Below are 19,643 nucleotides of genomic sequence, written 5' to 3'. Positions count from 1 at the left end.
GATTGATTTTGGTTGCTACTACTAAAGTAGCGAAAATTTAAATGCCGTTTTCTGAAGATACATTTCATTCGGATTCAAAACAGTATTTGGGAAATTAGGATGATTGGGTGCATCCGGAAAGTGTTGCGTTTCAAAGCAAATACTATTACCTTCTTTTGGAGTGAAAACGACCATACCAGGTTGATCCGTAATGACTTCCATTTTCAGTCCTGTGTTTAGACAGGACAAACAAGCTTGTACTTTCTTATCGTTATTTAGAATAAAAGTGTCATCTAAAAAAGGAGATTCTATCTTTCTCTTGGTTTTAAAGTCATATGCAGAATTAGTTGTTCTTATTTTTTTTCCTGTTGGAATTAAGCGATTATCAGTTTCTAAGTAATGATCCGCATCTATAAACAATGTATGTTCTGTAATAGGAAGTCCATCACCCAGATTAAAATAGGAATGATTGGTGAGGTTTAGTAGCGTGCTTTTATCAGTTGTTCCATGATAATGCAGTTGCAATTCGTTTTTAACTAAGGTATAGGTCAATTTAATTGTAGTATTCCCTGAGTAACCCCTATACTCATGGTTATTGTTCAAGTGAAGTGTTATGAATGGCTTCTCGCCTTTACCGGATTTTTCAATTGTCCATTCTCTCATATGAAATCCAGATTTACCACCATGAAGATGCACACCATCTTTTGAATCAAGTTGAATTATCTTCCCTTCAAGAGGGAACATTCCTTTATCAATCCGACCCGCATAAGGACCGATACATGCCCCGAGGTATGCTGGATTACCTTTTTTATAATCTTCTTCAGTATTTAAACCAATGACTACATTTTGCCAATTGTCATTATGTTTTTTAACGAACAAACGTTGTATAATGGCCCCATAGGTCAAAATTTCAACCTTTAAATGAGAATTTTCAAGAATGATTTTGCTCAATTTCGCTGTGGATTTTCAGCCGTAAATTACATAATCAAATGTTAAAATTAACTGCTTTTGCCACACTGTTTTCTTTCTTACGTCTTTAAAACTGAACATCAACTAAACCAAGTTACCAATCAGCATGTCGCAAGTTGACATTATAGAACGTTGCAAGCAGAATGACCGTAGGTCGCAAATGGTATTGTACAAGCAGTACTGCGATGCCATGTTTTGTGTAGCAAATCGTTTTGTGAAAAATACGCACGATGCTGAAGATGTAATGCAAGAAGCCTTTATTAAAGCGTTTCAAAAATTGCATCAGTTTACTGGAGAAGTAACTTTTGGTGCTTGGCTAAAGCGAATAGTAGTGAATAAAAGTATCGACAAGTTAAGAGCCGAACAAGAGCGCTGGGTTCAAATTGACGATATACCACTTTCAATAGCTGATGACAATGATTGGGTAATTGAAGAAACCATCTCAATCGATGAGGTCAAACAGGCTATTGAACAACTTCCAGAAAAATACAAATATGTGGTCATGTTGTATTTAATGGAAGGGTATGACCACAGTGAGATTTCAGAAATACTGCAGATTTCTGAAACCGCATCACGAACACAATTAATGAGAGGGAAATTAAAACTCAAAGAACTTTTAAAACATAAACGAAATGGGACAGGATCTTAGAAAAATGTTTGAAGCCGAGGCCGAAAACAGTACATCTAAATTGACATCGGGACATGAAAATCGTTTTTTAGATAAGTTAGAAGAGGCATTGCCAGAGAAGCGAAAAGGGAATTATCCATTTTTATGGATAGCCGCTGCCTCTGTAGTTGTCTTAGTTTCACTTGGTATTTGGTATCAATCCTTAAAATCGGTCGATAATCCTCAGGAAACTATTGTCCAGATAGATAGTGAGGAGGAAAAGGGACTTTCTTTAGGTGATATATCCCCTGATCTCAAAAAGATTGAGAACTACTATGTCTCTAACATTAATTATCAACTTTCTCAGGTTGAATCTACAGAAGAAACCAAGGCATTATTCGATTCCTATATGGATCAACTAAATGAGTTAACCGATGAATTTCAATTGTTAAATAAAGAGTTAAACGAGTTCGGTCCGAATGAGTTAATCGTTGGTGCGCAAATAGATAATCTTCAAAAACGCTTGCAGTTGATGCTCGATTTAAATGAAAAGATTAAAGAACTTAAAGAATCAAAAAATGAACAATTTAATAATCAATCAATTTAAAATCTGTATTGCTTTTCTATTGATTGGCTCAGTAGTAATTGCACAAGAAACCAAGACTTATAAAGAAGGTTTTGATGTTAGCAAAGATGTAACCCTTAATGTAAACACAACCCATACCGATGTCCAGTTCGAAACCTGGGACAAAGATCGCGTCGAGATTGTGGCGACCATCACCGTAGAAGATATGGATAAGGAAGATGCAGACCGCTACATTAAGAACTGGAATTTTGATGCAAAAGGAAATAGTCGAGAGATTGACATTAACTCAGGCAGAGGAAGTGGCTTATTTGCGTCAACAATAGCAAGAAGTGGGCGTACAGATCATGATTACTCATTTAGGGTATTACCTGATTTTCATGGGCAGTTTGATGTGGAACCTTTACTTGGCATTATTGATGAAATGCCCCCTATGCCATTTGTGTATTCAGGAAAAAACAAGTTTAGTTTTGACTACGAGAAGTACAAAAAGGATGGCGACAAGTACGTAGAGAAATGGAAAAAAGAATATAAAGATAAGTATGATGAAGACTGGGAAGAACGCATGGAAAAATGGGCTAAGCGTTTAGCAGAGCGAACGGAGCAATTGGAGGAGAGAAAGAGTAAATATGCTGAGCGTAGAGAAAAATTGCTGAAAGAACGAGAAGAAAAAATAAAAAAGCGTCAGAAAGAACTAAATAGTAGAGTTGACAAGGGAAAAAGATACGAACAGGAAAGGCGTGCTAATGGAAGTGTGATTTGGTCCGATGGAGGGCAGAATTCATTTTTCAGAGTCTACGGCGGCAAGGATGATGAGAATAGTGCCAAAGTGAAAAGACCATCATTATAAAAATGCCAAAAGGCACTAAACTCAATATGAATGTGCGTCATGGCGAGGTTAAAATGGCCAATGTACTACGAAATATCAAAGCCGATTTATCACATAGCAGCTTATTAGCTGAAGTGATTGATGGTGATCAAACAGAAATTAAGTGTTCCTACGCTCCAGTTATCATTGATAACTGGAACGGCGGACGCCTAAACGTAAATTATATTAAGGATGTACAACTTAAAAATGTAAAGGAGCTTAATCTTTTGGCAAAGTCATCAGACGTTGTTATTGATGAAGTGATGACGAATGTATTTTTATCGTCAAGAGGAGGCTCATTAAGTATAGATAAGGTAAATCCTAAATTCAAATCGGTATTGGTTAGTTTACAAAATACCGATGCCGTAATCGTTTTACCAAGCACAACTTATGATTTTAAATATCAGGGTGAACGCAGCAGAATAGACCATCCTGAAAGTTTAAAAGTAACAGAAAAGAAATCTTGGGATACCATTTACTTATTAGGACAAAACGGAACAACGAGTTCCACTAAATTAGTTGATGTAAATGCGAAATACAGCAATGTTACTTTAAAAAAGCAATAGTTACATGAATTGACTTTACTTTAATACTGCAAATTTGGTTTATAGATATTTACTTTAACTGCACCTTACTTTCCCCTTTTCTTACTACCACCTTTCACTTTGATTTCCCGAGGAAAAATACTTCTAAAATTGGGTAGTCTTCTTTATTCGATACCGCATTTCTACTCTTGATTTAATAGGCCTTGCACATCTAATTTTGTGAAGTTCAAGGGCTAAATCAATGAACTAGGCGTAAACCGAAAAGCCGATAAATAGAGTAGGCATCATTTAAATCAACCAATCATGAAAATGGACCAATGTACCTATGACTTAGGTACCGAAATTGTTGATGGTTGTGATCCGTGTAGGACCTCAAGGTACAAAACACATCACACCATCCGATTAGGAGCATTCCGTCTAGTAATTACAAGAAATTATCAGATTAAAACTTGTTTTGAAGGTTTTGCTCCTGGAAATTTGATCAATGCATTTAGCTTATTACCAGGCGAAGAGCAGGAAGTTGAAATTGTGCGACGTTCTAAGTATTCAAAAGCACTTCACGAAGAGCGATCGGTAGAAAGTGAGTTTGAGACAGAACTACAAAACACCATGCGTGTTGAACTTAATAGTAGCCAAGATTTCAATTTTACCCAAAGTGCTGGAGGTGGCTTTAACTTCTTCGGACTATTTGGAGGTGGAGCTGAGGTAACGGCTGAGCAAGATTTTAGTTTCGATCAAAGTTTCTTTAACGAAGTAATTGCAAAAACCTCTCTGAGTGTTAGCCGCAAATATGACGTGGCAATTGATATTAAGACCGAAGTGGAAAATCGCTTCAGGTCACTAAGGAAAATTAAGAATCCGAATGATTGCAAAGTGGTTACTTATTTCTTTAAACAATTGCATAAGAAGTATAGTTTTGAAGTATCACTCTTGTCAGTAAAGTTTGATATTGTTAGAGTATTACCACCGATATTCGGTAATCGTTCTCCTTTTATCCTGAAACAATTAGCTGTAAGTGATACTCAGGAGATTCTACCTGTTAAAACTTTAGAACTTGCAGATTTAGGAAATCGAAGCCAGGCAGCGAGCAATATCGCAAGTAATGTTGCATTTGCAGCAGCTGCAGTTTCTGCTAGTCAACCTTCTAAGAATGTAAGTGTTTCAAGGTCATTTGAGCAGTTAAATCCTAGAGAGGAACGTCAGTTTTTAGAGCTTGACGATGCATTATTGAACAATAGATTTGCAGCGTTGAACGTACCGGCTAAATCTAAGAATGCGATTTTAAAACGTATCAAAGCGATTAGGGATAGCAAGTTTAATAAACCGCGAGTAGTTCATAAAACGGAGTATTGTGTTCGTACGCATAATGTAATTGCCGAACCAAAGGTTTCAGAATGTTCAATTTGCGATTGCGGATGTGCTGATCATAAAGATCCTGATCTGAGAAAATTAGAGATTGAGAAACTTCAAGTAGAAATCGATCTACTTAAAAAACAACTAAACGATTAGAAGCCTAAGTGTTTTGGTTTGAGGCAACAGGTACTTGTGTTGGGTGATAGCAATGTAAGTACCTGTTTTATTGTACAGGAAAATCAAAATAGGTCTTGGGAAAAGGCTCATTAATTAGCGTAAAATGCCACCACTCTGTCCGTAATGGCTTAAAACCATGTTTAAGCATCGCTTCACGAAGTATTCTCCTGTTTACTTGCTGTTTCTTGGTAATCTGTGTATTAGAAGGCCACGATTTTCTACTAAAAAAATCCCAAGGCGTTCCCATATCGACCTCTTTCCCATCTTTGTCAACTAAGGTAATATCAACCGTGCTACCTCTACTATGTCCTGACTTACTTGCGATATAACCCCGTTTAAATAATCGAGCTTTAGGTTCATTGGGATAATATTGCGCTTTCATTTTTTTATCAGAAAGATCACGCGCCCAGCGCACAAAATGATTTACTGCTTGCTGTGGTCGGTAAGCATCAAAAATTTTTAATCCGTATCCTTTTTTCTTAAGGTCAGTTTGAACTTTTTTTAATGCTGATGTAGCTTCACTCGATAGTATACAAACATCGTCTTCATATCCGTCGATAGTTTCTCCTACAAAATTATCATCTTGACAATAGCGTAATTCTAAAATGATATCAGGAATCTCGTTTTTGACATAAGTAAAGCCGTCGGGGAGTTGTTGACCTGTTAGTGATAGTGAAATTAGGATAAGAAAGAGAGAAAGGCGATACATCAGTTTATATTGAATTTTAAATATACAAAGACCCCAAAGGTTTCGAAAACCTTTGGGGTCTGTATTTTATTCAGGAAAGGGCTATACTAGTGCGCTCCCTTTTTCAATAATTCAGGATACAACTTCTGAAAACGCTTTAACCTAGGAATTGAAACGTTTCTCACATACGGATTATTAGGGTTCAAGCGTTCAAAATCTTGATGGTAAGCCTCCGCATTGTAAAACTTTTCTAGTTCGAGTACCTGAGTAGTAAGTGGTTTGCTGAATATTTTTTCGTCAGTCAATTTTTTCATATAACGCTCAATGCTCTTCTTTTCAGCATCAGATGTATAAAAAGCAACCGATCGGTATTGTGTTCCGCGATCGGGTCCTTGTCTGTTCAAAGTAGTTGGATCATGAGAGCCAAAAAATACGCGCAATAAGGTGTCAAAACTAACGACTTTAGGGTCATAATAGATTTCTACACTTTCCGCATGTCCGGTTTTACCTGTACCAATTTGACTGTAGGTCGGATTTTTTGTAAGTCCGCCAGCATAACCAGAAATGACTTCTTTTACTCCTTCCACACTTTCAAAAATAGCTTCTACACACCAAAAGCAACCACTTGCAAAATATGCTTTGCTGTACTTGCTCAGGTCTTGATTTGTGTCGATTGTAATTACTTCAGCATTATCACGGGAAGCCGTGCTATAGATGCAACTTGAAGAAAATATGAGAATAAATAGTAAGGAACTTAGTTGAAAATTTCGCATGTCAATTTTATTTAACAAGATAGTCGAAACTAACTAAATTCCTTACGCCTTGGTGGTTAAAAGGTGTTAAGATTATTGTTCACCTACTTTTTTTGATAGGAAGAATGATGCAAATAACCCTAATCCTGCGAATAAAAATATTGCGCCCGGCATTGCTATTTCTTCTTCAAGGCCTCCGTATTCAGACATTAAGCCGCCTACAAAAATACCTCCGCCTATTCCAACTAAAAGTAGGGCAAGATTAAGTACGATCATACGAGTTGATGATAGTGGTCCTTTCTTACCATAAAAGATTGAAGCGTCGGCACCCTTTTCAATAAGAGCCATTCGCTCTTTATTTCGTGATGTAATGAAAAGATAAAAGACACCGAAAACTGCTGCAAAGAAAATTGGTATAATAATTAATTCTGATCCCATGATTGTTCGTTTTTAAGATTAATTTTAATTGTTTGCTTCTTATGACGATACTTTTTCAAAACTGGTTACAGAAAAATTAAAAAATATTTTTTGTAACCAAGATTACGGCCTTGTCGTCTTAACTAATAAACAATGACTAACCAAGAAGATCAATTTTATATAACCAAAATACTTGAAGGTGATTCAAGTTACTATACCCATCTAGTAAATAGGTATAAGAATTTGGTGTATAGTATTGTTCTTAGAATGCTTAAAAATGAAGATGACGCTCATGAAGTAGCTCAGGATGTTTTTGTAAAAGTATATACAAGTCTGGCGAGCTTTAAGGGTGATGCAAAATTTAGTACTTGGATATATAAAATAGCATATCACAAATGCTTAGATGCATTAAAGAAGAAAAAACGGAATTTTGATACGGTATCAATTGATGCTACTTATGAAATTGGAATTGATCAGGTTGAGAATGGCTTGGGACAATTGGAAACCGCAGAACGAAAAGAAATAATTAATAAAGCCATTTTGTCTTTAAAAGAGGACTATGCGGCAATACTAACCTTATATTATTTTGAAGAGTTATCTTTGAAAGAGATTACCAAAGTGGTTGGCGGAACATTAGACAATGTAAAGATTAAACTATATAGAGGTAGAAAAATGCTTTTTGGTATTTTGAAGAAACAATTGGATCCAGAAACACTTGCGATTTATGAAAGAGGAACAAAATAAAGAGATGGAAGCCTTGAGCAAAAAGTTGTTTAAGGAAGTAGAATTACAATCACCCGATAGTAATTTCGAATTCAAGGTCATGGAGCAAATCAGTAGCTTGCCGATTCCAGGATCTATGGCTAAATATAAAGCACCTTTTAGTAAGTGGGTAATTCCAATTACCATTATAACCTTAATTGGCTCTATACTATTAATCCTGCTATTTGGAACAGGAAACCAATACGATATTATGAGTAAGCTGCCATCATTTAATTTTGAAGCTATTTCATCACCACTGCAACGAATTCCAAAAACAGTAATATTTGCAATGTTGGCATTGGCGGTGCTACTTTTTGCTCAAATACCAATACTGAAAGTGACCTTTAAAAACAGATGGCATTAAACAATGAATAGTACTTTTGAGGAGTTTTTGAGTTCGCTAACTACTTCAACAACGCCTGTAATTGACCCTGCTATACCATTTGCGGATTACGTACCGTTAGACCTTACTGCTCAAAATGCTGAATTGAAATCGGTTGACCTTTCCGACCCATACGAAATGCAGGAATATCTTGATCGTTTTCTTGAAATAAGAAATGCGAAAGTGGCCTATGGCGGTTATAGAGAAAAACGGCTGCTTTATAAAAATAGCCCAATGTTCAATACAGGAAACCAAAGAGATATCCATTTAGCTATGGATTTTTGGATTACTGCGAGTACGAAAGTTGTTGCGCCCATTGATGGTGAGGTCCATAGTTTTGCAGACAATAGTTCATTAGGTGATTATGGCCCGACGATAATCTTAAAACACCAATTTGATGAGATTGTTTTTTATACATTATATGGTCATTTGGCAAGAACTTCTTTAAATGACATGTACGTTGGAAAACAGTTTCGTTCGGGAGATGTATTGGCTAATCTCGGTACTCCAAAAGAAAATGTCAATTACGCACCACATCTTCACTTTCAAATAATAAGAGATTTAAATGGGAAAGAAGGTGATTTTCCTGGTGTGTTTTCTGAAGACGGATTGGAAGAACATTTAGTAAACTGCCCTGATCCGAATTTGTTGTTGAAGATTTATTGAGTACAGCTTAGTGTTTTTCTAAGCAATAATGCAAAAGGTTATTTCACAGAGTTGCACAAAGAAACGCAGAGGGACACAGAGAAACTTGGTAATACTGGGAAATGCAGCGAGCAAATTAGAACATATAGCTCTATTTCAGGGAATTATCGTTTCTGAATCTAAAAAGAATTATTTCTTCTTCTGCAAAATCAATCCAAAAATAGTACCAGCAACTACTCCCAATGGAATGGCCACCAATGCGGATTGCTTAATCGCTGATTCTAGTGTGTAAAAACTCTCAGCTGCCTCTTGTTTCATACCGCGTTCAATACCAGCTTTTATGGCATTGCTAAAATAATCTGGAGAGATAAAGTGAAATGTTACATATTGGACCAGCGGTGAAAAAGCTGCAACTACGGTTCCAATAATAGCTCCCGAAACAGCTAATTGTTTCCAATCCATTATACGATTGTAATCGAGGTCTCTTTTCTCTTTTAGAGCGAAGAAATAAACAAGCAGGGCAGGAACTCCAAAAGACATTGAATATATGAGATACATGCTTACTTTTTCATCATGCCAGCCCAGACTCTTTTCTAGGTAACCCCATAAAACAGCAATTACAGAAAGGATTGCTCCCCATTTTATTTCGGTTGATATTCTTTTGATCATTTGTATTTGGGTGAAGGGTTAAAGGTAAAAACTTAAAGTTTTAATGTGTTTTATTAATTATTAAAGAATAATAGGGTGCGTTCACATTCAACATCTTCTTGAAAATAATTCATTTTAAAATTATCATGTGACCATTCGATATCCCAAATAAAGACATCAAAATGTAGATAACCATAAAAAATTGAAATAAGGATAATACTATAAACAAGTATTGATTTGATGTTGTTTACAATTCTGTTGTTTGTTTTTTTGATGAAATATACAAGACTATAAACAAGTACAAACCAAAACGCAAGGTTTCCTAGAAATCCACTTAAGTAAAGGATACCAGAAAATGAAGATACCCAAGTTCCAGTTTCCTGCACAAAAGGGAAACCATAAAACTCAGGACCGTGCTCCTTAAAATCACACGCATACTTGAATCTTATTGGTTGGTAACAGATTAATCCAAATGCGGTAATTAAGGAAAAAAGAATCTTTTTCATACTTCGCGTTGACTCTGAACTCGAAACTCTAAACTCAGAACTAATTCCCAGGTTGTTTCAACTCAAATCCCTCTTTTGCTTTTGCCTCATCTACCATTTTCTTGACATCAGCTAATAAACGTTTTGCATCGTACACAATACCATCTTTAATGGTGTATTTGACACCACCAGCTCGAATGACTTTATTATCTTCTGTTAGTCTGATAGCGCCTGTGCCATATAAAACCTTAAAATTCCTTAGCGGATTTTCATCAACCACAACAAAGTCTGCCATTTTACCAATTTCTATAGATCCAATTTTGTCATCCATTTTCAAAGCCTCTGCACCATTAAGGGTTGCAGCTCGAATAACTTCTAACGGATGAAAACCTGCTTCGCGTAGTAATTCTAATTCACGTATAAATGCAAATCCGTATAATTGAAAGATGAATCCAGAATCGGAACCTGCAGTAACACGACCACCTCGATTCTTGTATTCGTTGATAAAGGTCATCCATAATTTGAAATTACGTTTCCAGGCAATTTCTTGTTCGGTACCCCAATCATGCCAATATGAACCGTGTGATATTTTACTAGGTTGATAGAACTTCCATAAGGAAGGCAATGTATAGTCTTCATGCCATTCCGCTCGTCTGGCTCGATGTAGATCTCTGCTGGCTTCGTAAATGTTGAAAGTAGGGTCTAAGGTAAAATCGAGCTCGATAAGCTCATTCATCACCTTATTCCAATGATCAGAATACGGTTTTGCTGCTTGTTCCCATAGTTTGCCAGCCTCTTCAAAACGATGTTGTTCATTTTGATAGTTATAATCTAAGGGATAGTGTTGAACGGTTCTGTCTTCGAATAGGGCTTCGGGAAGTCCATACCAATGTTCCATACTGGTGAGTCCAGCTCTGGCTGAATTTAAAACATTCCATCTCGCAACGCTCATTTGTGCATGATGACAGGCTGACCCTAATCCTAATTTTTTATTTTCATCCAAAGCGGCGGTCATTATCTCGGGCTCTGCTCCGAAGAATTTGATGCCATCAGCTCCTTTTTTTGCATTGTTTCTTACCCATTCTCTTGCTTGCTCAGCGGTGCTAATCGGATTTTTACTGCCTTGGCCAAATCCAGTGTATGCAATTAATCGAGGAGCGGCAATCTTATTTTGCGCACTTAACTTTTTCAGGTTTAAAGTCCAATCTAATCCGCGGCCACTGGGTTCTCGAACTGTGGTAACGCCATGTGCCATCCATAATTTAAATACATACTCTGAATCTGCTCCTTGGGAAGTCCCGCCAATATGACCGTGCATATCAATAAATCCAGGAAGTACATATTTACCAGTGCAATCTATTTCTTTGCTACCAGCTTTTAGTTGTGGTCTTTTTGAATCATCAATTTTTACACCTGGATATCCGACTGTTTTTATATTTACAATCTTATTTTTTTCAACTACAATATCGACAGGTCCAATGGGTGGTGCTCCGTTTCCGTTTATCAACATCGCTCCGCGGAGGATTAGTTGGTCAAAGGGGCCTTCACCTAAATAAGTGTCTTGAGCTTGTATAAAAGTGAATGATAGCAGTAATACAAGAAAGCTGCAAAATGAGATTTTTTTGGTTGACATAAACATCGAATTAGTTAGAAGGAACATTGATATGATCGCCTAAGAAAATGGCATTTAAAAACAGTCGATTCGTGCCATACCACGATCCTCTGAAATTAGGGTTGTCAGCAAACATTACGACACGTCCACCGCCTAATTTGCTTACGATTAGTGAAGCTGATTTGGCTACGAATTCATCCATATTCTTCTTGGTGATGAATCCATCGATATGGGCATTCTTGCTGTATTTTGACACGGTTCCGTATGCACTTTTACTAGGAGCGAGCCACACTGTATTGTTTTTATAAACCGGTAAGGTTCCACTGGTATATCCAAATCCCAGCGGATGGGTAACATCGATATCGGTATTTAAGATAATGCCACCTACTTGTTCTTTTCCGATGTTTTCACCTGCTTCCATATAAGGCTTTCGTTCTACAACTTTAGTGCTATCTTTTTTAATTTTTATTATACTTTCTTTTACTAATTTTTTATCAATAACCCATTTAGAAGCTCCTGCAATGGTAATTAATGTATTACCTTTTGATACCCAATTTTTAATTTTTTCCTGTTGTTTTTTTCCTAATGTGCTATACGAACCAGATACCATCACCAAAGTGTTATACTTATCTAGATTTCTGCGATTAAAATTGCGCATCGGAATTTTCGTAATTGGCATATGCATACGGGTATCGAGTAAATGCCAAACTTCTCCAGCTTCGTACGATCTTACACCATCACCAATTAGCATCGCTGCTTTCGGTTTCTGTACGGGAGCCATCCATCGGCTTCCTAAATCAACCCCTTTCGTGCTATAACCAGATGAAGCTGAAAACATAGGGACTTCAAATTTCTTCTGAGCTTGTTGTACCACTTTAAAAACGGAATCACTAGAAATGGCTTGTTTGCTAACTGCTACTACTAATGACCCTTGGTTAAATGACCTATTACCTTGATTGGTATTAATACTAAATGGCTTGAATGCAGCCGATACATTAACTCCTTTTTGTAATAAATGATTTAAGACCGCTGGGTTGTTGTAATCATTACCGTCAATAAGATATACGTACGATGACTTATTGATAGGTTGAATATCGATTAGATCATTGGTTGAGTTAATCTGGTTGCCAAGATTAGCAGCTCTCGTAGATGATCTATATTTCATATTATAAAAGTTCGCCACCGACCAAGCTGATGCGTCGTAATAAACGCTATCTCTATATTGTGAATAGGTTTCGAACATGGTTTGCACCATGCGATACTGATCTTGATTTGTGGGAACTATATATTCTCCTTTAGTATTCGATTTGAACACTTTAATGCGATGGAGTAGGAGCTTGTCAATAAAAGCCTTGGTTCTGTTGGCATCTTTTGCATCGCCAAAAGTATACGATCGCACTTTGGAGTTGGCAGCATTTTTAAGACCGCTTTTAAAGAAGTTTTGCTGATATTTATATAAGGTGGCTTTATTTTCTACTGCGGCTTTTACAGTAGTCATACTCGACGTATACTGATTTCTAATAGTGAAGGGAAAGGTTACCTTACCATGACTTGTTTCCTGTACATGACCACGTGAACTTGCTTGTTCAAATAGCAATCCTAATCCACCTTGTAAATCAGGATACGATGAACCGTAGCCAGGATAGGTGCCATCAAAAACCTCTTTGGTGAAGTATAAACTTCCAATTTCATCTAGTGACTTTGCAAAGTAGTTTCCAAACAATTCGTTTAGGTCTTCGTAATTTTCCCTTGGCATAATTGGATCTTTCGAAGCATTTATTTTCATTGGTTCAAAGAAATAACTACTGTTGGTTCCCATTTCATGAAAGTCGGTTACTACATTTGGATACCACTCGTGATACCAATTCAATTTGCCCCGGCTTTCAGGATTAATTCCTAAAAGCCAATCTCTGTTAAGATCAAACCAATAGTGGTTAGTTCTTCCTCCTGGCCAATATTCATTATGTTCTGCATCATAAGGATCGGAAACCAATGGATTTCCTTTATACATATTCGCCCACTGTGTGTGACGATCACGACCATCGGGATTAATTGTAGGATCTACAAAAATTACGGCATCGTCTCTGTATTTTTTAATCTCAGGGTGTTGTGATGCCACTAAAGTGTAAGCGGATAGCATTGCGGCTTCTGAACTCGATGGTTCGTTACCGTGTACATTATATCCTAAATTGACAAAAATAGGAACCGCATCGTAGTTAGTTACATTTTGTGAAGTACTCGTAAATGCTAAGTGTTGTTTTTTGAGTTCATCTAGATTTTGAAGATTGGCTTCGCTGGTAATTGTCAATATCACCAATGATCTTCCTTCATGAGTTTTACCATATTCGTAAATAGACGCTCGATTGCTTATTTCTGCCAACTTTTTCAGATAGCCAACAATCATATCATGTCGCGTATGTTGAAAACCGATGGGATATCCTAAAAATTCTTCAGGAGATGGGATTTCGCTATCAAAAGGAGCATATTTCTTAAAAAAATAATCTTGAGAAAATAGTGTTGTACTTACCAGTAAAAAGAAACTGGCCAAAAAAGTCTTTGACATTGGTGTGGTGGTGTTGATTAATTGGTAGCTTAAAAGTAACGATTTTGATTTTTCTAACTCGAATCAATCAAGTTTAAGTTGATCAAGCGATTCTTGATATCCTATTAGCAATAGCTCGTTATATTGTTTGTATAAGTTAATATCGGTGACAAATACATTCATTGTTTCAATAGCTTCTTTTTGAGAGGTTGACCTTAAAAGGACTTCCAGAAAACCATCAGTTAGTTTAGTGGCTTTGTCTTTAACCTTGTTTTGGAAAGAATATGTTTCTTCTAATGTTTGTACTTTTTTAATCGGAAATTTTTGAAGTTCTCCAATAGCCAGCGCACTATTCCACGCACTTTCCTTTAGCTGACTGTCAAGCATATTGAAATTATAAAATAACTGAATTTCACCTTTGTATTCATATTTGCCGTTTTCAAGGGGAATGGAATCAGAAATCCTAAATAAATCAGAGGTACTTCTCCTAAGAAGATTCATGTCTATTGGTGTGGCAATTATTTTGCTTTCTTCAGAATTGTAAACTCGGTTAAATTGAGTAAATGTGGTTAAATAGGTATCGAGTTTTTCAATAGATTCTTCAAGAATTTCTGCATTTGAACTTAATTCCGATTGAATGTTTTGAATTACCAATTCTTGTTGTTTATTGGATTGATAATCATTCCAAAGATTATTTAAAAGAAAGGCTGCTAAAACGCCAATCATCGATCCAATAGTGGAGCTAAACCAGTCAGATTTAAATATATTTTTTGCCATTATAGTGAGTAAAATACTAAAATAAAGAAAGCCGGCTTTAAACCGGCTTTTCATTTATTAATTAAATGTCTAAATAGGTTTCGACTGCGCTCAACCTGACATTTTACTCGTCGACCATAACCCATTCACCTTTATTGATGAGTGGTTCTGCTTGTTTGTATTTTACAGTTTTCTTTTCACCTGACATTACATGGGCAATTGTCACTCGATCGTTACGCCCAATTTTTGGCTTATCACGAACAATGGTTTCCACCACTTGACGCTGTTGACTTGCACCTTGCCCCGCTTGGCGATTTCTAGCCGCGATTTCATCACTGTTTAATACCTCTTCTTTAGAAGTTTGTACTTTTTCACGACGACGCGTTTGTCTCGCTTCTTGGATGTTATTTGCATCTTGAGTAGGTAATTCACCTTTAAATAAGAATGAAATTACATCTTTATTAACCTTATCAATCATGGCCTTAAACAACTCGAACGACTCGAACTTATATATCAACAATGGATCTTTTTGTTCGTGCACTGCAAGTTGAACTGACTGCTTCAGCTCATCCATTTTACGCAAATGGGTTTTCCAAGCATCATCAATAATAGCCAGCGTGATATTCTTTTCAAAATCAGCAATCAATTGCTTTCCTTTTGAATTGTATGCTTCTTCAAGATTGGTTACTACGTTTAAAGTCTTCACACCATCAGTAAAAGGAACTACAATTCGTTCGTATTTGCTGTTAGGATCCTCATATACATTTTGAATTACAGGAAAAGCTGTTAACGCATTACGCTCCATTTTTTCTTTGTAATGCTCGTAAGCCGCATCATATACTTTAGTGGCAATATCTTGAAGACTTAAATCCTTAAGTTCATCCTCAGTAATTGGAGAACTAATAGAGAAATATCGGATTAATTCGAATTCAAAATTCTTGAAATCGTTTGCTGCTTTGTTGGTATCGGTAATTAACTCTGCAGTATCGTAAGTCATATTTGCGATATCAACGCTCAAACGATCGCCAAATAATGCGTGATGACGACGTTTGTAAATCACTTCTCGTTGTGCATTCATTACATCATCATATTCTAACAATCGCTTACGAATACCAAAGTTATTTTCTTCAACTTTTTTCTGCGCGCGCTCAATAGACTTGGTCATCATTGAGTGCTGAATCACCTCACCATCTTCAAGACCCATGCGGTCCATCATTTTGGCAACACGCTCTGATCCAAAAAGACGCATTAAATTATCTTCTAAAGACACATAAAATTGCGAACTACCAGGATCTCCTTGTCGACCAGCACGACCGCGTAACTGACGGTCAACACGACGTGAATCATGACGTTCAGTACCAATAATGGCTAAACCACCTGCTTCTTTTACAGCATCTGATAATTTAATATCGGTACCACGACCAGCCATATTAGTTGCAATAGTTACCATTCCTGGGTTACCAGCATCGGCAACAATGTCGGCTTCTTTTTTATGCAATTTTGCATTCAGAACATTATGCGGAATTTTACGCATGGCTAGCATACGGCCTAATAATTCTGATATTTCGACGGAAGTTGTTCCAATCAAAACAGGTCTTCCTGCTTTTGAAAGCTCGGTTACTTCGTCGATTACTGCATTATATTTTTCTCGTTTCGTCTTGTAAATCAAGTCTTGACGATCATCTCGAGCAATCGGTCTATTTGTTGGAATTTCAACTACATCTAGCTTATAGATTTCGAAAAATTCTCCAGCTTCTGTTACAGCAGTACCCGTCATACCGGATAGTTTACTGTACATTCTAAAGTAATTTTGAAGCGTAACTGTTGCAAATGTTTGCGTTGCTGCTTCGATCTTTACATTTTCTTTTGCTTCAATCGCCTGGTGAAGTCCGTCACTATAACGACGGCCATCCATAATACGACCCGTAGATTCATCAACGATCTTTACCTTGTTATCCATTACCACATACTCTACATCTTTTTCGAATAGGGTATAGGCCTTTAATAACTGATTCATCGTATGAATACGCTCACTTTTTACAGAGAATTCTTTGAATAATTCTTCTTTAAGCTCGGCTTCTTTCTCAGCTTCTAAACCTTGGTTTTCAATAGCTGCGATTTCTGTACCGATATCTGGCATTACAAAAAAGTCACGATCGTCTTCGCCAGAAAGTACGTCGATTCCTTTATCAGTTAATTCAATTTGATTATTCTTTTCCTCAATCACAAAAAGCAAGGCCTCATCAACCTTTGGCATTTCGCGATTGTTATCTTGCATATAAAAGTTCTCGGTTTTTTGAAGTAGCTGCTTTACACCTTCTTCACTTAAAAACTTGATTAATGCTTTGTTTTTAGGAAGTCCGCGATACACACGAAGTAATTGAAATCCTCCTTCTTTGGTATCACCTTCCTTAATGAGTTTCTTCGCTTCTGCAAGAACGCCTGTTAAATATTGACGCTGTTCCGCTACAATTTTGGCAATACTCGGTTTTAGCTCGTTAAATTCATGGCGATCACCTTGCGGGATAGCACCAGAGATAATTAATGGTGTACGTGCATCATCAATTAATACGGAATCAACTTCATCAACTATTGCATAATTATGTTTGCGCTGCACCAAATCAGTCGGAGCGTGCGACATATTATCTCTTAAATAGTCAAAACCAAATTCATTATTGGTTCCATAGGTAATATCGGCATTATAGGCTTTTCTTCGTTCTTCTGAGTTTGGTTGGTAGTAATCAATACAATCAACACTTAAACCATGAAACTCGAATATAGGCGCCATCCATGCGCTATCACGTTTTGCTAAATAGTCGTTAACAGTTACTAAGTGAACACCATCACCGGTTAGTGCATTTAGATAAACAGGAAGGGTTGCTACTAAGGTCTTACCTTCACCAGTTTGCATCTCAGCGATTTTACCTTGGTGCATTGCAACACCACCAACAAGCTGCACATCGTAGTGCACCATATCCCAGGTAATTGCTTTACCAGCAGCATCCCAACTATTACTCCAAATGGCATTGTCACCATCGATAGTGACATTATCCTTTTTGCCAGAAACCTCACGGTCAAAAGCAGATGCGGTTACTACAAGCTCTTCATTATCCTTAAAGCGTTTTGCTGTTTCTTTTACTACGGCAAATCCTTCTGGTAGTATTTCAAGAAGAACAGCCTCTGAAGCTTCATATGAAAGCTCTTTTAGCTGATCGATCTCTGTATAGATTTCTTCTTTGCGATCAATACTTGCAGTTTCTGATTCTTTTTGAAGTGAATCGATCTGATCATTAAACTCTTTTCTTGCTTCGGTAATCCTGTTTTTAAATTCAGCTGTCTTAGCACGAAGCTCGTCGTGAGATAATGTGGCTATTTCAGATTCTACAGCCTTTATTTTATCAACCAATGGTTGAATTTCTTTTATGTCTTTTTTTGATTTGTCTCCAACAAATACCTTTAAAAGGTTGTTTACAAAACTCATGCTCCTTCGTGTTCTATATAAATAACAAAATGGTTTGTTATCAGGTTTAAAATTAAGCAAAAAAAAAGCCTCAAATGAGACTTTTTCAGCTTTTAGTGTTTATTTAATATTCATCCTCATTCCAAAGATAATCTTCTTCGGTGGGATAATCTGGCCAAATTTCTTGTATCGATTCATACGAATCGCCCTCATCTTCAATTGCCTGTAAATTTTCAACAACTTCTAAAGGAGCTCCTGTTCTAATTGCATAGTCAATTAGCTCGTCTTTAGTTGCCGGCCAAGGGGCATCACTTAAATAAGATGCCAGTTCTAGAGTCCAATACATATAGCGTATTTTTTAAAATTGTTGCAAAAATAAATTTTTATGCGAAAAAGTCAAGTAAAATATACTTAAACTCGTAATTATTTGAATGAACGTACAAAAGAGGTTAATTCAATGCGTATTTGATGCTTAAAATCATCAAAAACTACGAATATGATAATGGTTTTACAGTTTTTCTGGAATCCATTTTACCTCATTTGCGCCCAAATCGTTGGACAATTTCCGTGCCAACACAAATAAGTAGTCAGATAAGCGGTTGATGAATGACAAACTTGAGGTTTCAAATGGTGAAATTTCGTACAGTTGTGTCGCCATACGTTCTGCACGGCGGCATACACAGCGAGCAATATGACAGAATGACACCGTTTGATGCCCACCAGGCAAAATAAAATGTGTCATAGGCGGTAATGACTCATTCATTGAGTCGATTTGTTTTTCTAGGAACTGAATGTCTTCTTCTGTGATCTTAGGAATATTCAGCCGCTCTTTACCGCTTTTAAGGACTGCTTTTTCAGGATCGGTTGCCATAATGGCCCCTACAGTGAACAGTTTATCCTGTATAAACTCTAATACCTTCTTGTGACTTAGATCAATCTCTTGGTCTCTAATAAGTCCTAGGTGGCTGTTAAGTTCGTCTATGGTGCCGTAGGCTTCAATACGTATATGGTGTTTCGGTACGCGAGTTCCGCCGAAAAGTGCGGTTGTGCCTTTGTCACCTGTTTTGGTATATATCTTCATGAGTTGATTTACGTGTTTCGATTTACGATTGATGAGTTAGACTTGTAAGTTCAGAGCTCAGAGCTCAGAGCTCAGAGCTCAGAGTTATGAGTTGTCATTCTGGAAATTCCTTATTCCTGTTTTTTATTCTTGAAATAATCTTCTAAATTCTTTTTTACCTTTTTGTTGCTTCTAAAGACAAAGAACAGTCCGATTATAATGGCAATTAATGTCCAAGGAATATATACAGTTGACTGAAAATTCATAATTTAAAATTTTGGCACATTAACTTTCGACTTTCAACTTATTCTTCTTCGTTCGTTTCTTTTTTGCGTTGATAATAGCTTTTTCGA

21 protein-coding genes are annotated in these 19,643 nt (G+C 36.7%); 8 read left to right on the top strand and 13 right to left on the bottom strand.

Translation table 11 applies throughout. The features are described 5' to 3' along the window. Nucleotides 1–21: 21 nt before the first annotated feature. Nucleotides 22–930, bottom strand: a complete 909-nt coding sequence (locus tag GWK10_RS02365; RefSeq protein WP_164029291.1) for an aldose epimerase family protein — start codon at nt 928–930, stop codon at nt 22–24. 124 nt (nt 931–1,054) lie between these two features. Between GWK10_RS02365 and GWK10_RS02360 the strand changes: the two genes are divergently transcribed. The 5 genes from GWK10_RS02360 to GWK10_RS02340 all read left to right on the top strand — a co-directional run bounded on the left by GWK10_RS02360 (nt 1,055) and on the right by GWK10_RS02340 (nt 5,060). Then, nucleotides 1,055–1,597, top strand: a complete 543-nt coding sequence (locus GWK10_RS02360) for an RNA polymerase sigma factor (protein ID WP_164029290.1) — start codon at nt 1,055–1,057, stop codon at nt 1,595–1,597. After that, nucleotides 1,581–2,162, top strand: a complete 582-nt coding sequence (locus GWK10_RS02355; RefSeq protein WP_164029289.1) for a hypothetical protein — start codon at nt 1,581–1,583, stop codon at nt 2,160–2,162. The genes GWK10_RS02360 and GWK10_RS02355 overlap by 17 nt, the downstream gene beginning before the upstream one ends. After that, on the top strand, nt 2,134–2,988 hold the full coding sequence (locus GWK10_RS02350) for a hypothetical protein (RefSeq protein ID WP_164029288.1): 855 nt from the start codon (nt 2,134–2,136) through the stop codon (nt 2,986–2,988). The genes GWK10_RS02355 and GWK10_RS02350 overlap by 29 nt, the downstream gene beginning before the upstream one ends. Nucleotides 2,989–2,990: 2 nt before the next feature. Beyond that, the gene (locus tag GWK10_RS02345) at nt 2,991–3,572 is read left to right on the top strand and encodes a hypothetical protein (RefSeq protein WP_164029287.1); all 582 of its coding nucleotides are present in this window, start codon (nt 2,991–2,993) and stop codon (nt 3,570–3,572) included. Nucleotides 3,573–3,854: 282 nt separating this feature from the next. Further along, nucleotides 3,855–5,060, top strand: coding sequence for a hypothetical protein (locus tag GWK10_RS02340; RefSeq protein WP_164029286.1), 1,206 nt, complete (start codon nt 3,855–3,857; stop codon nt 5,058–5,060). A gap of 67 nt (nt 5,061–5,127) precedes the next feature. Here GWK10_RS02340 and GWK10_RS02335 read toward each other — a convergent pair whose 3' ends face one another. The 3 genes from GWK10_RS02335 to GWK10_RS02325 form a co-directional block, all read right to left on the bottom strand. Further along, on the bottom strand, nt 5,128–5,790 hold the full coding sequence (locus GWK10_RS02335; RefSeq protein WP_164029285.1) for a M15 family metallopeptidase: 663 nt from the start codon (nt 5,788–5,790) through the stop codon (nt 5,128–5,130). Nucleotides 5,791–5,876: 86 nt separating this feature from the next. Continuing rightward, entirely contained in the window at nt 5,877–6,542 is a 666-nt protein-coding gene (gene msrA / locus GWK10_RS02330) for a peptide-methionine (S)-S-oxide reductase MsrA (RefSeq protein ID WP_164029284.1), read from the bottom strand. Nucleotides 6,543–6,614: 72 nt separating this feature from the next. Then, nucleotides 6,615–6,959 carry a DUF6249 domain-containing protein gene (locus GWK10_RS02325; RefSeq protein ID WP_164029283.1) on the bottom strand — a complete coding sequence of 115 codons (345 nt, stop codon included), beginning with the start codon at nt 6,957–6,959 and terminating at the stop codon, nt 6,615–6,617. Nucleotides 6,960–7,091: 132 nt separating this feature from the next. On the opposite strand from GWK10_RS02325, the gene GWK10_RS02320 reads away from it, so the two are divergent. Genes GWK10_RS02320 through GWK10_RS02310 form a run of 3 tightly spaced genes read left to right on the top strand, consistent with a single transcriptional unit; the run spans nt 7,092 to nt 8,748 of the window. Continuing rightward, nucleotides 7,092–7,682, top strand: coding sequence for an RNA polymerase sigma factor (locus GWK10_RS02320; RefSeq protein WP_164029282.1), 591 nt, complete (start codon nt 7,092–7,094; stop codon nt 7,680–7,682). Further along, nucleotides 7,663–8,064: a hypothetical protein gene (locus tag GWK10_RS02315; RefSeq protein WP_164029281.1), complete on the top strand. Its 402-nt coding sequence runs from the start codon at nt 7,663–7,665 to the stop codon at nt 8,062–8,064. The genes GWK10_RS02320 and GWK10_RS02315 overlap by 20 nt, the downstream gene beginning before the upstream one ends. Before the next feature lie 3 nt (nt 8,065–8,067). After that, nucleotides 8,068–8,748 (top strand): peptidoglycan DD-metalloendopeptidase family protein, encoded by a 681-nt coding sequence (locus tag GWK10_RS02310; protein ID WP_164029280.1) that lies wholly within the window; start codon nt 8,068–8,070, stop codon nt 8,746–8,748. A gap of 168 nt (nt 8,749–8,916) precedes the next feature. Here the strand turns inward: GWK10_RS02310 and GWK10_RS02305 are convergent, their stop codons facing one another. From GWK10_RS02305 to GWK10_RS18540, 9 genes are all read right to left on the bottom strand, one after another. Beyond that, a complete protein-coding gene (locus tag GWK10_RS02305; protein WP_204263074.1) occupies nt 8,917–9,396 on the bottom strand; it encodes a DUF4199 domain-containing protein in 480 nt (159 codons plus the stop codon). A gap of 53 nt (nt 9,397–9,449) precedes the next feature. Next, nucleotides 9,450–9,881, bottom strand: a complete 432-nt coding sequence (locus tag GWK10_RS02300; RefSeq protein WP_164029279.1) for a hypothetical protein — start codon at nt 9,879–9,881, stop codon at nt 9,450–9,452. 40 nt (nt 9,882–9,921) lie between these two features. Beyond that, nucleotides 9,922–11,493 (bottom strand): amidohydrolase family protein, encoded by a 1,572-nt coding sequence (locus GWK10_RS02295; protein WP_164029278.1) that lies wholly within the window; start codon nt 11,491–11,493, stop codon nt 9,922–9,924. Between the two features lie 10 nt (nt 11,494–11,503). Continuing rightward, complete coding sequence (locus GWK10_RS02290; protein ID WP_164029277.1) at nt 11,504–14,035, bottom strand: M14 metallopeptidase family protein; 2,532 nt, start codon at nt 14,033–14,035, stop codon at nt 11,504–11,506. A 63-nt stretch (nt 14,036–14,098) separates the two neighbouring features. Next, nucleotides 14,099–14,791, bottom strand: coding sequence for a hypothetical protein (locus tag GWK10_RS02285; protein WP_164029276.1), 693 nt, complete (start codon nt 14,789–14,791; stop codon nt 14,099–14,101). Nucleotides 14,792–14,894: 103 nt separating this feature from the next. Further along, entirely contained in the window at nt 14,895–18,251 is a 3,357-nt protein-coding gene (gene secA / locus GWK10_RS02280; protein ID WP_164029275.1) for a preprotein translocase subunit SecA, read from the bottom strand. Nucleotides 18,252–18,354: 103 nt separating this feature from the next. Next, nucleotides 18,355–18,576, bottom strand: a complete 222-nt coding sequence (locus tag GWK10_RS02275) for a DUF2795 domain-containing protein (protein ID WP_164029274.1) — start codon at nt 18,574–18,576, stop codon at nt 18,355–18,357. A gap of 162 nt (nt 18,577–18,738) precedes the next feature. Beyond that, nucleotides 18,739–19,311 carry a cob(I)yrinic acid a,c-diamide adenosyltransferase gene (locus GWK10_RS02270; RefSeq protein WP_164029273.1) on the bottom strand — a complete coding sequence of 191 codons (573 nt, stop codon included), beginning with the start codon at nt 19,309–19,311 and terminating at the stop codon, nt 18,739–18,741. Between the two features lie 110 nt (nt 19,312–19,421). Next, nucleotides 19,422–19,556, bottom strand: coding sequence for a hypothetical protein (locus GWK10_RS18540; protein WP_262886633.1), 135 nt, complete (start codon nt 19,554–19,556; stop codon nt 19,422–19,424). Between the last annotated feature and the right edge of the window lie 87 nt (nt 19,557–19,643).

This window comes from Spongiivirga citrea (assembly GCF_010671565.1).
GTDB lineage: Bacteria > Bacteroidota > Bacteroidia > Flavobacteriales > Flavobacteriaceae > Spongiivirga > Spongiivirga citrea.
This window is presented reverse-complemented; position numbering and strand designations above follow the sequence as displayed.